Here is a 14,085-nt window from a genome sequence, read left to right on the forward strand (position 1 = left end):
TATGAGAATTATTTTAGTTACTAAAATTTGCTATTTTAGCTGATTAATAAACTTTTGTTATGAACAAAATTAATGTACTATTTGTATGTCTTGGCAATATTTGCCGTTCTCCGATGGCAGAGGGCATTTTTAAGAATATTGTTAAGAAAGAAGGGCTGGAAAAATATTTTTCAATTGACTCTGCAGGCACAAGCAGGTATCATATTGATGAAGATCCGGATCACCGGGCAACAGGTACCTGTGCAGAAAAAAACATTATATTGAATCACAAAGGGCGTGAATTTGTTGAGAAAGATTTGATAAATCAGCATGTGATTCTGGCCATGGATAAAGACAACCTTGCCAATATTAAAAAACTTATAACACCGGAAATTGAAAGACTGGAAAGTAAGTCTGAAATTTTTCTGATGCGCGATTTTGATTCTGAACATACCGGAGCAAATGTGCCGGATCCTTATTATGGAGGGCAGGAGGGATTTTATCAAGTTTTTGATATGCTGGAACGCTCATCCTATGAATTATTAAGCTATATTCGCAGGAAGCATTCCATCTGATTACATAGAGCAGTTTTGCACAGAAATTTTGTTTACGCATGAATAAAGAAACGATTGAGTCCTTATTAATTCAGGTTACCGGACCGGATGTTACCGTCCAGGAAGTCAGGCCAATTGGTGGAGGGAATACAAGCAGGGCTTTTGGAGTTAAATCTTCAAAAGGAAATTTCTTTATTAAGACAAATCGTGCAGGGCTGGTAGACATGTTCGAAAAAGAAGTACGGAATCTGGAATTGCTTCGCAGAGCTGTACCTCAGAATACGCCTGAAGTGGTTGGTTATGGAACGGTAGATCACATAAGCTATTTTATTCTAAAGCTGATTGAACCGGGCAAACGGGTGCCTGATTTCTGGGAAGATTTTGGAAGGACGCTTGCTGAAGTTCATAAAGTGCATAGTACTTCTTTTGGGTTGGAATATGATAATTATATAGGGGCATTGCCTCAATCAAATAAACAACACACAAACTGGGTCGATTTTTTTGTGGAAGAACGGATATGGCCGCAGGCACGTAAAGCAGAAAAGGTATTGGGCACAGAAATTATTTCTATGATCGATAAACTATCCGTGCGGCTGCCTGACCTGCTTACACAGTCGAAACCAGCCTTATTGCATGGAGATCTCTGGAGCGGTAATTTCACGCTTAATCAAAAAGGTACCGTATGTTTTGTTGACCCTGCATCATATTTCGGGAACCGGGAAATAGAAATTGCTTTTACAAAATTGTTCGGTGGTTTTGAAGATGAATTCTATGAAGCATATAAAGAAGTTTTACCGCTTGATAAAGGATTTTTTGATACCAGGGCAGATATATACAATCTATATCCGTTATTGGTGCATGTCAATCTATTCGGTGGCTGGTATATTGCTTCGGTAAGGGAAACCTTAAAACGTTTCGTCTGATCCTTCAGCATATTTTCTTCGGAAGCTCATTTTTTGAATAAGACGTTCAATAATAAGATCACTGAGCTTTACAGCTAATTCCCTGCTGTCAGGTATCCCGGAAAAAATTTCCCGTACTTTATTTTCTGCAACATCGATCCGGTATAAACCATTCCAAAGGGTAGTCTGATCTTTTTCCAGTAAAAAATGTATTTGTTTTAATAAGTTTTGCTTAAAAACAGAAACATCCGGAGTATCAAGCTCCGGATGTTCTGGTATGGTAAGATTAAATATTTCTAAAGAATTACTCACCTTTTGCTTTAGCAGGTTTTTTAGCTGCTGCTTTTTTAGCAGGCGCTGCTTTTTCTTCTTTTGCCGGAGCCTCAGCCTTGGCTGCTGCTTTTTTCGCTGCAGGTTTTTTGGCAGGTGCTTCTTCAGAAGCTGTTTCTGCTTTTACTTCCGCTTTTTTATCTTCTTTCTTGCTTTCTTTTTTCTCAACAAGAATTTCAGGGAAGTTCGCTAAGATGATGGTGTACCAGTTTGCCAGTTTTTTAATATCTGAATGGTATACTTTTTCACGATCGTATTCAGGTAGAACGGCTGCCAAGAAAGCGGCCAATTCATCGTTTGAAGACTTAGCCGTTATTTTAATATCAGAGCCAAATGTCTTATGAATTTTCTGTAATACAGTTTCCAATGCTACAGAACCATCTTTGTCGGTTGTGTAGATCGAAATTTCATTTAAGATTGATACTCTCTCGTTGGCACCTGCAACAAAACGCTTTTTAGACGCATCAAGTGCTTCTAAGATTACACCATTTTTTGTAGGCTTAAGTATTTTAAATAAACCACCTCTACCGGATACGGCTGCTACTTCTCTTAACTCCATTTTAATTTATTATTCGAAATAATGATTACTAAACGATTGATTATAATTTAAAATAAACAGGAATGCTTGTTTGGGATTTAAAACCTGGCGCTTTAAACTTTAATAATTTAACTACACGCGCAGCTTCTTCACCACAGCCTCCGCCGATGTTTTTTACAACACTCACATTGGTAAGTGTACCATCTGCTTCCAAAACACCCGCAACGATACATTCACCCTGAATTCTGTTACGCTTAGCTGTTGGTGGATACAACAAATGCGAATTGATGAATTCATACATTGCTGTTTGTCCGCCTTCATAATACTGAGCTGCCGGAATAACCTTGCTTGGCGCTGTCTGAGCAGTAATTTCACTGTAAGAGAATACTGCTGCGATGCCAATAGCCAGAATAAATAAGAAGTGTTTCATAATTTCAGTTTGGTTACGGTTTAATTTACAATTATATGAAAAATCATTGTAAGTAGTATTACTTTTATTTTGAAATCTGTTGATTGATTTCATGTATATAGGCAAGTAATTCTTCTTTTCCTTTTCCTGATTCTGAAGAGGTTGTAAAGCTCTTTGGTAATTCTTCCCAGTCTTCGCCCAACACTTTTGCCCATTGGGCCAGATTGCGGTTTGTCTGGGTAACAGATTGTTTGTCTGCCTTTGTAAATACGAGACTGAATGGAATACCGTTGCTTGCGAGCCAGCTAACCTGTTCAAGATCCGATTTCATCGGGTCATGCCTGGAATCTACCAATAGAAATACATTGGTCAGGTTAGCTCTGTTTTTTAAGTAATCATGTACCATGCGCCCCCATTTGATGCGGCTGGATTGGCTTGCTTTGGCAAAGCCATAACCGGGTAAATCGGTTAAGATCCAGGAATCTTCAATATTAAACATGTTAATTAATTGTGTTTTCCCGGGTTTTGAGGAAGTCATAGCCAGATTTTTGACCCCTGTTAACATATTGATTAGAGAAGATTTACCAACGTTTGAACGACCAATAAATGCATATTCAGGCAGACTGTTTTCAGGACATTTTTTATAATCATCGTAACTGCTGATGAATTTTGCATTCAATTTCATAAAATCGTATAATTAAATCGACCTACAATTTACTAATATTATACGATTACTTGACTTTCATAGGTTTTATTATTCGAATTACTTACAATTGCATACTGAATAGTTTTTCCAAAAATTGTATTAATCAAACGTAACCTTTACATTTAAGTTCGTGTTAAAGAAGAAATGTAGATTATTTCTAGAAATTTCAGAAAATATGAAATCAACCAATTATAAAATGCTTTTTTCTAAAATTTTATTTTTAGGATATCTGTGCTGTTTTATAAACTTTTTTTCAGCTGCTCAAAATGAGAAAAGATTTATCAAGGATGGTGATGCAGCCCAGGAAAGCGGTGATAATAAAACGGCTTTAAACCTATACTTACAAGCATATAAATTAAATCCTTCCAATGCCAGTTTAAATAACAAAATCGGTATTCAGTATTTACGTTCCGATTACCCGCACAAATGCTTGTCTTACTTTGAACAAGCCTATAAACTGGATCCTAAAGTAGATAAGGATATTTTATTTAATCTCGGAGTTGCATACCAGGAAAACTTGAAATTTGATGAAGCGATTGATTTTTACTCGAAATTCAAAGCTACGCTTGAACCGGGAAGTCCATTTATAAGCAAGGTAGACCGCAGATTATACGAATGCCAGAACGGTAAGGAATTCGTCGCCAATCCGGTTGATGTGCAGATTACTTCAGTAAGTAAAATTGTGAATTCCACCTATCCGGATTTTGCACCTGTTATTTCTGCTGATGAGAAAGTAATGATCTTTACTTCCAGAAGACCCGGCAGTACAGGCGGTTTGCTTGATGAAACCGGCCAGTATTATGAAGATATTTACATTTGCAAAAAAGTAAACGGACAATGGGGAGCTCCACAGAATATAGGAACAAATATTAATACCGACGGACATGATGCAAGTATCGCACTTTCTGCAGATGGTTCAGAATTGTTCATTTACAAAGATGATGGCGCAGGCGATATCTATTATTGCAAGCAGCGTGCAGACGGATCCTGGTCAAAACCGCTGCCGATAGAAGGATCCGTAAACAGCCGTTCTTACTATGAAAATGCTGCTGCCGTTTCTCCGGATGGAACAACGTTGTTTTTTGCCAGTAACAGAGAAGGCGGCTATGGCGGTCTTGATCTGTACATGGTAAAAATGAATGATAAGGGTTTCTGGGGTAAACCAACAAACCTGGGTGATGTGATCAATACACCTGAAGATGATGAAGGTCCGTTTATGGATTTTGATGGTGTAACCTTATACTTTTCTTCCAGAGCGCACAAAGGAATGGGTGGCTACGATATTTTTAAAACCGTATTTGACTCAACCAGAAATCAATGGATAGAACCTATCAACATGGGATATCCGATCAACTCTGCCGATAACGATATTTATTTTGTATTGTCCGGTGATGGTTCTCATGGCTACTACGCGTCTTCAAAGGATGAAGGCGTAGGTGAAAAAGATATTTATATGATCACCATGCCGCCAAGGGAAGATAGAGACGCGTTGATTGAAAAAATGCAGGCGATGAATTTGGAGGTTCCGGAAGTTGCAACAACACCTACACCGGTAATACCTGTCGCCAATGCTGCTGTAGTGCCGGTCACAATTAAAGGGGTTTTAAAAGACGCCGTTACAGGCACGCCGATTCAGGCGCCGGTTCAGCTTACCAATGCAAACGGAGAACTGGTATCTGAGTTTAAAGTCGGACCCGATGGTATGTATTCTTTTGTAGTTAAAGATGCAGCCGCAAGCAATTATACATTATCAGCAGAAAAAGAAGGATACGGATTTGTTAACAAAACATTCTCTGCACCGGCAATGGCGGCAAACAAACAGGAAATTACACAAAACCTGGTATTGAAAAAGCTGGAAGTAGGCAATGTCTATGTATTGAGAAATATTTACTTTGATTTCGATAAAGCCACATTAAAATCAGCATCAACCAAAGAGCTGAATAATTTACTGGCATTATTAAAATCCAATCCTTCTATGAAGATCGAAATTTCAGGACATACCGATAGCAAAGGTTCTGATAGTTATAATGAAGTGCTCTCCAGAAAACGTGCCCAGGCAGTTGTAAACTGGCTGGTGGCAAATGGTATTTCAAGAGATCGCTTAACTTACGAGGGGTATGGCGAATCAAGACCGCTTGCCAGCAACGATGATGAAGAAGAAGGACGGGAATTGAACAGAAGAACAGAATTTAAAATCATCAAACGTTAATCATCAACACGGATGCATGTAAGAGGACTGATTTTTACGATATCCCTGTTTGTAGTATCCATCAGTGTTTCTTTTTCTCAAAGCAATAAACTGTTTTTAAGAAAAGGAAATCAATGCTACAAAAAAGGCCAGTATAAAAATGCATATGCATTTTATGAGCAGATTCTTAAATCAGATCCCAACAATACCAAGGTCTTATATAGAGCCGGTGTCTGCAACCTCTACAGATATTCAAAAGAACAGGCGCTGGCAGATTTTGAAAAAGTATACCAGACAGATTCACTCTACGACAAATACCTGTATTACTGGCTGGGCAGAGCCAACCATCTGAATTTTAAGTTTGACGAAGCAATCCGTTTTTATACTTCATTTTTATCAAAAGTTTCTGCATCCAGTATTCAGTATAAAGAAGTGCAGCGCTATATATATCAGGCTAGCTGCGCGCGCGATTTTGTTGCCAACCCTTCCAGCAATTATGTGCGGAATCTTGGTCCGGTTGTGAACTCAAGCTTTTCGGATCATAGTCCGATTACCTCCGTTACCGACACATTCATTCTGTTTACGTCACGAAGAGTGACTGATGCGAAGGCAAAAGAAGAGTATGACGGCGAACCTTTTGAAGATATATTTTTTACATCCCGGAATGCACAAGGAGAGTGGAGTAAACCTGAATCGTTCCATTTAAATACAACCGGTCACGACGCTTCCATCCAGTTGTTTGATAACGACACCAAACTCTATATATACAGCTATCTGCACGACGGTGATATTTACCTGACAGAAAAAGTGGATGGAAGCTGGCAAACGCCCGTATCTTTTGAAGAAATCAATTCCGTAGATTTTGAAGCAGATGCATTCATGACAAAAGATGGTAAGACGGTATATTTTGCTTCCAATCATTTAAAGAAAAACGGCGACCTGGATATCTGCTTCATCACGAAAGACGCAGCCGGGGCATGGAGCAAACCGCAGCTGCTGCCATCAGTAATCAATACCGATGAAGATGAAGATGCTCCATACATTACAGCAGACGGGAAAACCATGTATTTCAGTTCACGCGGCCATACCAGTATGGGCGGATATGATGTATTCAGGTCTGTGCTTGATTCCGCAACCGGTAAATGGACCAAACCTGTGAATCTGGGATATCCGGTAAATACCCCCGATGATGATTTGTATTTTTGTCTTTCTTCCCAGACAAGCCGGGCATTCATGTCTTCTTACAGAACAGGAGGGTATGGCGAAAAAGATATTTATGAAGTGCTTACCATTGAACAGGTACAAGTGGAAGGCTTGCTGGTTGATGAACATAAAAACCGGATCGATGGCGCCGGTTATACCATAACCATTACGCCTGTGGAAACGGCTTCCAAGAATGCTGCTATGCAGACGGTAAACACATCGGCAGATGGTAGCTTTCGTGTAAATTGTTTATCTGATAATGCTTACAGCGTTTTGGTTGTACATGCGGCAGATACATTGTTTGCAGACACCCTGCAGCTTGAGCTGGAGGAAGAAAAAAACAAAAGTGTTTCTTATACCTGTATGATTTCATTGCCGAAGCAGGCAGACATTGACAGTACGGTCGTATCTGTTGTTGCAAGAGACACTGTAATCGCGAAGAGAGTACCTGTTCAGCAGGTAATTTATTTCGGTTCAATGATTTCAGATCTGGGGCCTGCCTCTAAAAACGAACTCCGGAAGTTAATTGCCAATCTGGAAAAAGATTCCCTGGCACAAATCACTATAAACGGACATGCTGATGGCTCCGGTCCTGAAAAACTGAATGAGAAATTATCTGAAAAGCGCGCCCTTGCAGTTAAAGAATATTTAATCTCAAAAGGTATTTCTCCTGCCCGTATCCGGGTAGCTTCTTTTGGTTCTCAGAAACCCATTGCTTCCAATGATACAGATGCAGGCAGAGCCAAAAACAGACGGGTAGAGATTATTATTGAGTAATTTTTTAAAGGCTGGCGCAAGGTTTTTTTGTGCCATAATTCCCTTCAATTTTAATTTGTTCATGTGCCCACACCCTGGTCTGTGGCTCCGCCGCGGCGGACAGACCAGCCACTACACTGCTGGCGCAAGGTTTTCCTTGTGCCATGATTTCATGTGCGACCCCGCCGGGGGGCGGGGATGTTTTCATAACTATGTGGCTATAAACATTTGACTCCTCCGGAGTCATTACGCGCAATTCAACCAAGTATTTCAATTTATTCAGTATTGCTATAGTTTTATAGCTATTTTCGATAGTTTAATCGATTAAGTGTTAGTCATGACTCCGGAGGAGTCAAATGTTTATAGAAAATTCATAACAGGAAGCTACGCCCCCTTCGCCGCGGCAAAGGGGGCACACAATATACTACTTCGAACGAGACATATTTTTTACCAGCCCTTAGAATACTAAAAGGCAATTCCTTACCTTTGCAGCTATGTCAACAACCGTTAAGCCCTATCAGGAAATGCAGAGTGGGAAACGTGAGCAGGTAGAGCTTATGTTTAACAACATTTCACCTAAATACGATTTACTAAACAAAGTATTGAGTTTAGGTATAGATAAGATCTGGAGAAAAAAATCCCTGAACCTGCTGAAAAGCAACCAGCCAAAGGTTATTCTGGATGTGGCTACCGGAACAGCGGACCTGGCGATAGAAGCAGCAGGCAGGCTTAAACCGACTTCCATTATAGGAATTGATATTGCCGAAGAAATGCTTCAGATCGGTAGGGAAAAGATCCGGGCAAGAAAATTAGATCAGATCATTACCTTGCAAAAAGGAGATTCAGAAAAAATCAATTTCCCGGACAATACTTTTGATGCGGTTGTCGTTTCATTTGGTGTGCGTAATTTCGAACACCTGGAAATTGGTTTGGGCGAGATTTACAGAGTGTTAAAACCGGGGGGAAATATTATGGTGCTGGAATTCTCCAAACCACAGAAAGCTCCTTTTAAGCAGGTTTATCAGTTCTACTTCAAAAACATCCTTCCGGTAATAGGCAAGCTGGTTTCTAAAGATACCGCTGCTTATACCTATCTGCCTGATTCTGTGAATGCTTTTCCCGACGGGAAGGCGTTTTGCAGTATTCTGGAAAAACTGGGATTTGGAATTGAACATTATAAACCGTTCACCTTTGGCGTATGCACCGCATATGTAGGGAAGAAATAAAAATATTGAATAAGAATGCAGTTCATGAAATACATAAGTTTCCTTTTTTTATCTGTTTGTCTGGTACTACATGCTCAGGCGCAGGATCCGCGCTGGACAAACCTGCCAAGCTATGATGATAAAATCATGCATTACGGCTTTACCTTGGGTGTAAATGCCTCGGGTTTTAAATCAAAGGTTTCTTCCAACTACTTTTCAGATTCATTGCTTAGCGCCACTCCTAAATATACACCGGGTTTTTCGCTGGGTTTTATTGTGAACCTGCGTTTGCATGATCATTTTGACCTGCGTTTATTGCCAACGGTTGGTTTTTACAGCCGTAGTATTACCTATGACTTTCTTCATTCTTCTGAAACACAGACTATTGAATCGACCTTTATGGAGTTTCCTTTATTGCTGAAATACAAGTCTCAGCGCAGAAGCAATTCCAGGATGTATGTGATCGGCGGATTTAAAGCGGCGCTGGAAGCCGGGGCGAAGAAGAAACAGCGGAAGATTACAGACCTGCGTACCAATGGGTTTGATTTCTGTCTGGACCTTGGGGTAGGGGCGGATTTCTATTTCCAGTTGTTCAAATTTTCACCGGAAATCCGTTTTTCACACGGATTGCTGAATCTTTTGAGCCATGACCCGAATATATATAGCAATAGCCTCAGCCGCTTATCTTCTAATACGATTTCCCTTTATATCAATTTTGAATAATGTGGAATATTATTGATAGAAAAGTGGATTAAAAACAGAAAAGTATATATATTTGGTATACGATAACAATTAATTAAACTAAAATAAATCAAACTAGTATGAAAAAAGTTTTACTTTCTTTATCAATGCTTGCAGCAGTAATGTCTGCAAATGCACAAACGAATGTAGGCGTAGGTGCTTATGATGATTTTAACCAGGCTGGAGAATATGGTACTGCAACAAGTGGTTTGTATTGGTTCTCTGATGCAGTATGGACTCAATTCTATCCGAACTTTGATGCAACTTCAGGTTCTCCTGCAACGCCAACAAGAAGAACAGGGACTCAAATGGTATTTACTGTTAATAAAGCTGCGAACTATACATTAAGTGGTAGCCAAACAGATGATAATGCTAAATATTCTCCATTCGGTTTAAGCTTTGGAGATGATGGTGCTACTCCTCCGGTTGACAATGTAATTGATATTTCAGGCAAAAAAACTTTATCAGTAGACCTTAAGGCTTACAAAGCTGTTACTGTAAGAGTTCAGTTAAAAGACGCTAACGATAAAACAATTGAAGCAACTGCCGGAACAGGTGCATCATGGTCATTTGACGTAACTACTACTCTTAAAACATTCACATTAGATATTTCTAATGGTGTTGCTTTAGATTGGAGCTCTGGTAGCGCTGTAGATGTTACAGGTTTTGATTATACTAAAGTTTCTAAAGTATTGTTCTTCGTTGATCCGGGTTTTGCAGGTACAGATATTCAACCAGGTTCTACACCAAGTGGCCAGTATGGCGCTGGTTTCCAACCTTCAACCTTCAACGGTGCAGTTACTATGGATAACTTCAAAGTAGGTACTACTGCTGTAGTTGGTTTAGGTACTCAATCTGCAGCTGCAAACATTGCATCTACAAAAGTATTCCCTAACCCTGCAACAGCTGGTTTCACTGCTGAAGTAAACTTGAAAAATGCTGCTTCTACAACTGTTATCCTTTCTGACATGATGGGCAAGCAAATTGCTGTAAGATCTATTGAAAACGGTTCAGCTTCTTTCGAAACTGCTGGTTTAGCAAACGGTATCTACACGGTTACTTATGTAGTAGATGGTACTCCTGCAAAATCTGAATTAGTAGTAGTTAAATAATTAACCACTTTCTATAATATTAAAAAACCCTGGCCATCTGGTCAGGGTTTTTTTGTTGTTGCTTTTTGTCTGTTCGCCGCGGCGAACAGGATTTAAGGGCAAGGAGGATTTTTTAAATCAATGTAGTTAACAAATTTTTTACGTTACATCAAATAACTGTTAGTCATGACTCCGTAGGAGTCACACCTGTATAGAAAATCACCCACCTTATTACAATCCGACCCCGGCGGGGTCGCACATGTTATCATATTTTGCAATGTATATCATGCAGGTCCGACCCCTTCGACGCGGCGAAGGGGTCGGACAATTTCATTATTGCGATGTTGATGCGTTGTGCCGTTGTATTCCCTTGTTCGACCCCGTTGGGGTCGGATAAGAAGCGGGAACATCAAGTGCTATACAGGTATGACCCCGCTGGGGTCATTGCTAATGATCGTTTGCTTTGTATATTAACCGCCCATCATTAATATTTTTTTGAATCATATTCGATAACGATTGTACGCGAAAATTACCAAACAAAATTATTATGTAGTCATGACCCTATAGGGGTCTCCGCCGCGGCGGACCTGTATAGCAAAATCCGCACCCTATGACAACACGCGTGCGCCCTTCGCTTCGGCGAAGGGCGCACAAATATTAATCATACCATTCAAAAAGATATTCCGGCTTGAATTCGATATTAAACCTGGTCAGAAAACCTTCATATTCCTGTTGGAATGTTTTTCTACGGTGATGTTCCTTCTGATTCATGATATATCGAACAACATCGTCTAATGATGAATGACTGTATGAAAATGCACCGAAACCTTCCTGCCATTGAAATCTGGAAGGCGTTAATTTATGCTCTTTGATATATTCATTGGAAGCCTTTTTGATTTCCCGCACGAGGTCGGATAAACAACACGTCGGCTTCATTCCTATCAGAAAATGAATATGATCAGGCATACCGTTTATCGCAATCATTTTTTGATGCTGCTGTTGAACAATACCGGTAATGTATTTATGCAACCGATCTTCCCATGAATGCTGAATCTGGCATGAACGCCCCCTTGACTGCAAAAACTACATGCATGTAGATCTGCGAAAATGTATTTGACATATAGAATTAAAAATTAGCTGGAGATTAAAGATGCTGTTTTTATTTTCAGTTTGCAAATGTGTATCACGGAAGGTACGACCCCGCTGGGGTCGGTTGGGAAGCGGGAACATCAATTCTATAAAGGTTTGACCCCGCTGGGGTCATTGCTAATCAACATCTACTGCTAATATTTATATTCGATTATTTACCAACTAATATGTATTGGACAAATGCATTTAGATTCATTAAATGAATGTTAGTCATGACTCCGTTAGGGGTCACACCTGTATAGAAAATCATATACCTATAACCGCACGCCCCCTTCGCCGCGGCGAAGGAGTCGAACAAAAACGTTTACAAAAACATTAAAAAAACAAAAATCCCAGTCAGATAACCGGGATTAAAATACGTTTCAAAAAATCATTTAAGTGTTATTTTCCGGATCATGCTTTCCTGGGTAACATACAGATTGCCGTCTGTATCAATAGTAATTCCTTGCGGATCTTTAAATGAACATTCACACCCGATGCCATCTTCTATATAAGGGCTGCCATTACCCCCTGCAATAGTTGTTACTACTGAATCGGGAGAGACTTTACGGATTAAATTGTATTCTGTTATAAATAGATTTCCGGAAGCATCAATAGTTATTGCCTGGGGAATTAGAAATACTGCGGTCGTGCTATTACCATCTACGGGCTGGGGACCAGATACTCCCGCAAATGTAGTCACAAAACCATCCGGTGTAATTTTGCGGATTTTCATACCACCAGAGTCTACTATATAGATATTTTTATCCGGTCCTATAGCTATTCCTGAAGGTGTCCAAAAAGAGGCTTTTGTTCCCGGGCCGTCTTGATCGCCATTATAGAATTGTCCTGCTAAGGTGGTCACTTCACCTTCGGGCGTAATTTTGCGGATTTTATGTCCTTCGGTTACATATAAATTGCTCTCTGCATCCAGTACCAGGTATAAAGGGTAACTAAACTGGGCGGAAGTGCCGGTACCATTCACATGCCCCTCAGTTCCGTTAATACTGCCAGCAAAAGTGATCACATCACCTGCGGGTGTGATTTTCCGGATACAGTTATTATAACAGTCCGCTACATACAGGTTATCATCCGGGTCAATGGCAATTCCAACAGGCATATAAAACGAAGCATTCGTGCCGTTCGCATCTGTATGCCCTGCTTTGCCGGAGCCGGCAAATGTGCTTACTTCACCGGAAGGGGTGATCTTTCGAATCGTATGGAACATTTTGTCAACCACAAATAAATTATTTTTAGAATCAAATGCCAATCCCTCAAGTTGTCCATAGCAGGCTGTTGTAAGGTTGCCATCTACATTCCCACGATTATCCACGCAGTTCCTTCCGGTTATGGTTGTTACAACGGCGGAAGATTGACAAGGAAAAGGTACTCCGTATGGTAGTGGTTTATTTACTTCTGGTCGTTCGCAAGCGTTCAGCAACAGGAACAACACAGGTAAAGTAAATATGTATGTAAAAATTCTCATAGCTTAGATCATCAGAGTGTAGGGAATAATTTATAGACAAAGAAAGAGCTCTTTACCCCTATGGTTGTAGGTATTTTATGTTAGAGGTAGGATTATTTTTTGTTAATCAAATACAGACCTGGTAGCTGTATGCCCCAGGTCTGTTTGCTATTGTACTTCTTGCATAGTTATTTTATAATAACCAGTTTTTTTGTTTTGGAATAAGAAGCTGTTTTTAAGGTATAATAATAAACTCCCGGTGATAGTAATGATGTATTGTAATCAACAGAGTATTCACCCGTTGGGTGCTTTTCTTTTTTTACAAGTGTGCTTACTTTGTTTCCGTTGGCATCGAGGATAAAAATTTCTACAGATTCTTCCGCAGCAATTTTATACGGAATGCTTGTAGTGCCTGCCGCAGGGTTTGGATAAGCGTCTTCTAATAAACTGCTGGTAACTACATCAGATTTTTCAAGCGCTTTGGATGCCAGATAATCTTCCATGGAGAAATAATTTGTTTCATTTATTGCAGCTTCTCTGTGACCGGAAGGAATAGCATTTCCAACAGGTGCTCCATCACTGCAGATTGACATTTCCCACTCATAATTTTTTTCTGGTCTATAAATACTTGCCTGCATAGTACCTGAAGCCGTGAAAGGTGGGCTTAAGGTGATTGAGGCACCAGCACGTAGATTTAAATATCCGCCTTGACTTACAGTTACCGAACTGGCTGTTAAAACACCATTTATAATAGTACCATAATAATGACCATGAGCAGGATCATCATAATCTGTATAACTTCTTGCATTATAATATTCAGGACTCGTTATTGTTCTGTTTGTTAAAGCAAGGTTGTTGTCATAATTAACATAATAATTAGTTTTATTATT

The 14,085-nt window shown here is 39.8% G+C and carries 13 protein-coding genes and 1 pseudogene; 7 read left to right on the top strand and 7 right to left on the bottom strand.

Annotated elements, in window-relative coordinates:
• Nucleotides 1-59: 59 nt before the first annotated feature.
• Both ACTHJT_RS02075 and ACTHJT_RS02080 read left to right on the top strand, forming a co-directional pair.
• Nucleotides 60-554, top strand: coding sequence for a low molecular weight protein-tyrosine-phosphatase (locus tag ACTHJT_RS02075; RefSeq protein WP_440236029.1), 495 nt, complete (start codon nucleotides 60-62; stop codon nucleotides 552-554).
• A gap of 38 nt (nucleotides 555-592) precedes the next feature.
• The gene (locus ACTHJT_RS02080) at nucleotides 593-1,456 is read left to right on the top strand and encodes a fructosamine kinase family protein (RefSeq protein WP_440236030.1); all 864 of its coding nucleotides are present in this window, start codon (nucleotides 593-595) and stop codon (nucleotides 1,454-1,456) included.
• Here ACTHJT_RS02080 and ACTHJT_RS02085 read toward each other — a convergent pair.
• From ACTHJT_RS02085 to yihA, 4 genes are all read right to left on the bottom strand, one after another.
• Nucleotides 1,439-1,747, bottom strand: coding sequence for a hypothetical protein (locus ACTHJT_RS02085; protein WP_440236032.1), 309 nt, complete (start codon nucleotides 1,745-1,747; stop codon nucleotides 1,439-1,441). The two genes, ACTHJT_RS02080 and ACTHJT_RS02085, sit on opposite strands and share 18 nt — an antisense overlap.
• On the bottom strand, nucleotides 1,740-2,324 hold the full coding sequence (locus tag ACTHJT_RS02090) for a DUF5606 family protein (RefSeq protein WP_440236034.1): 585 nt from the start codon (nucleotides 2,322-2,324) through the stop codon (nucleotides 1,740-1,742). The genes ACTHJT_RS02085 and ACTHJT_RS02090 overlap by 8 nt, the downstream gene beginning before the upstream one ends.
• A gap of 40 nt (nucleotides 2,325-2,364) precedes the next feature.
• Nucleotides 2,365-2,733, bottom strand: coding sequence for an energy transducer TonB (locus ACTHJT_RS02095; RefSeq protein WP_440236035.1), 369 nt, complete (start codon nucleotides 2,731-2,733; stop codon nucleotides 2,365-2,367).
• 64 nt (nucleotides 2,734-2,797) lie between these two features.
• The gene (gene yihA, locus ACTHJT_RS02100) at nucleotides 2,798-3,397 is read right to left on the bottom strand and encodes a ribosome biogenesis GTP-binding protein YihA/YsxC (RefSeq protein WP_440236036.1); all 600 of its coding nucleotides are present in this window, start codon (nucleotides 3,395-3,397) and stop codon (nucleotides 2,798-2,800) included.
• 217 nt (nucleotides 3,398-3,614) lie between these two features.
• On the opposite strand from yihA, the gene ACTHJT_RS02105 reads away from it, so the two are divergent.
• The 5 genes from ACTHJT_RS02105 (at nucleotide 3,615) to ACTHJT_RS02125 (ending at nucleotide 10,623) form a co-directional block, all read left to right on the top strand.
• Nucleotides 3,615-5,627 carry an OmpA family protein gene (locus ACTHJT_RS02105; RefSeq protein WP_440236037.1) on the top strand — a complete coding sequence of 671 codons (2,013 nt, stop codon included), beginning with the start codon at nucleotides 3,615-3,617 and terminating at the stop codon, nucleotides 5,625-5,627.
• 12 nt (nucleotides 5,628-5,639) lie between these two features.
• Complete coding sequence (locus ACTHJT_RS02110) at nucleotides 5,640-7,586, top strand: OmpA family protein (protein ID WP_440236039.1); 1,947 nt, start codon at nucleotides 5,640-5,642, stop codon at nucleotides 7,584-7,586.
• A 473-nt stretch (nucleotides 7,587-8,059) separates the two neighbouring features.
• Nucleotides 8,060-8,791, top strand: a complete 732-nt coding sequence (gene ubiE / locus ACTHJT_RS02115; RefSeq protein WP_440236040.1) for a bifunctional demethylmenaquinone methyltransferase/2-methoxy-6-polyprenyl-1,4-benzoquinol methylase UbiE — start codon at nucleotides 8,060-8,062, stop codon at nucleotides 8,789-8,791.
• 24 nt (nucleotides 8,792-8,815) lie between these two features.
• Nucleotides 8,816-9,493 carry a type IX secretion system protein SprT gene (sprT, locus tag ACTHJT_RS02120; protein WP_440236041.1) on the top strand — a complete coding sequence of 226 codons (678 nt, stop codon included), beginning with the start codon at nucleotides 8,816-8,818 and terminating at the stop codon, nucleotides 9,491-9,493.
• A gap of 98 nt (nucleotides 9,494-9,591) precedes the next feature.
• Nucleotides 9,592-10,623: a T9SS type A sorting domain-containing protein gene (locus ACTHJT_RS02125; protein WP_440236043.1), complete on the top strand. Its 1,032-nt coding sequence runs from the start codon at nucleotides 9,592-9,594 to the stop codon at nucleotides 10,621-10,623.
• Between the two features lie 636 nt (nucleotides 10,624-11,259).
• On the opposite strand, the pseudogene tnpA reads toward ACTHJT_RS02125, so the two are convergent.
• The 3 genes and pseudogenes from tnpA to ACTHJT_RS02140 all read right to left on the bottom strand — a co-directional run.
• Nucleotides 11,260-11,722, bottom strand: a pseudogene (tnpA, locus tag ACTHJT_RS02130) (IS200/IS605 family transposase).
• Nucleotides 11,723-12,121: 399 nt separating this feature from the next.
• Nucleotides 12,122-13,216 (bottom strand): NHL repeat-containing protein, encoded by a 1,095-nt coding sequence (locus ACTHJT_RS02135; protein WP_440236044.1) that lies wholly within the window; start codon nucleotides 13,214-13,216, stop codon nucleotides 12,122-12,124.
• A gap of 167 nt (nucleotides 13,217-13,383) precedes the next feature.
• The coding region (locus tag ACTHJT_RS02140) for a T9SS type A sorting domain-containing protein (protein ID WP_440236046.1) at nucleotides 13,384-14,085 on the bottom strand (702 nt) is incomplete at its 5' end.

Source organism: Cytophaga sp. (genome assembly GCF_051961495.1).
Classification (GTDB): Bacteria; Bacteroidota; Bacteroidia; order Cytophagales; family Cytophagaceae; genus Cytophaga.

Coding starts and splice junctions, on each gene's coding strand:
- ACTHJT_RS02075 (WP_440236029.1), top strand. CDS start 60: ATGAACAAAATTAATGTACTATTTGTATGTCTTGGCAATATTTGCCGT.
- ACTHJT_RS02080 (WP_440236030.1), top strand. CDS start 593: ATGAATAAAGAAACGATTGAGTCCTTATTAATTCAGGTTACCGGACCG.
- ACTHJT_RS02090 (WP_440236034.1), bottom strand. CDS start 2,324: ATGGAGTTAAGAGAAGTAGCAGCCGTATCCGGTAGAGGTGGTTTATTT.
- ACTHJT_RS02095 (WP_440236035.1), bottom strand. CDS start 2,733: ATGAAACACTTCTTATTTATTCTGGCTATTGGCATCGCAGCAGTATTC.
- yihA (WP_440236036.1), bottom strand. CDS start 3,397: ATGAAATTGAATGCAAAATTCATCAGCAGTTACGATGATTATAAAAAA.
- ACTHJT_RS02105 (WP_440236037.1), top strand. CDS start 3,615: ATGCTTTTTTCTAAAATTTTATTTTTAGGATATCTGTGCTGTTTTATA.
- ACTHJT_RS02110 (WP_440236039.1), top strand. CDS start 5,640: ATGCATGTAAGAGGACTGATTTTTACGATATCCCTGTTTGTAGTATCC.
- ubiE (WP_440236040.1), top strand. CDS start 8,060: ATGTCAACAACCGTTAAGCCCTATCAGGAAATGCAGAGTGGGAAACGT.
- sprT (WP_440236041.1), top strand. CDS start 8,816: ATGAAATACATAAGTTTCCTTTTTTTATCTGTTTGTCTGGTACTACAT.
- ACTHJT_RS02125 (WP_440236043.1), top strand. CDS start 9,592: ATGAAAAAAGTTTTACTTTCTTTATCAATGCTTGCAGCAGTAATGTCT.
- ACTHJT_RS02135 (WP_440236044.1), bottom strand. CDS start 13,216: ATGAGAATTTTTACATACATATTTACTTTACCTGTGTTGTTCCTGTTG.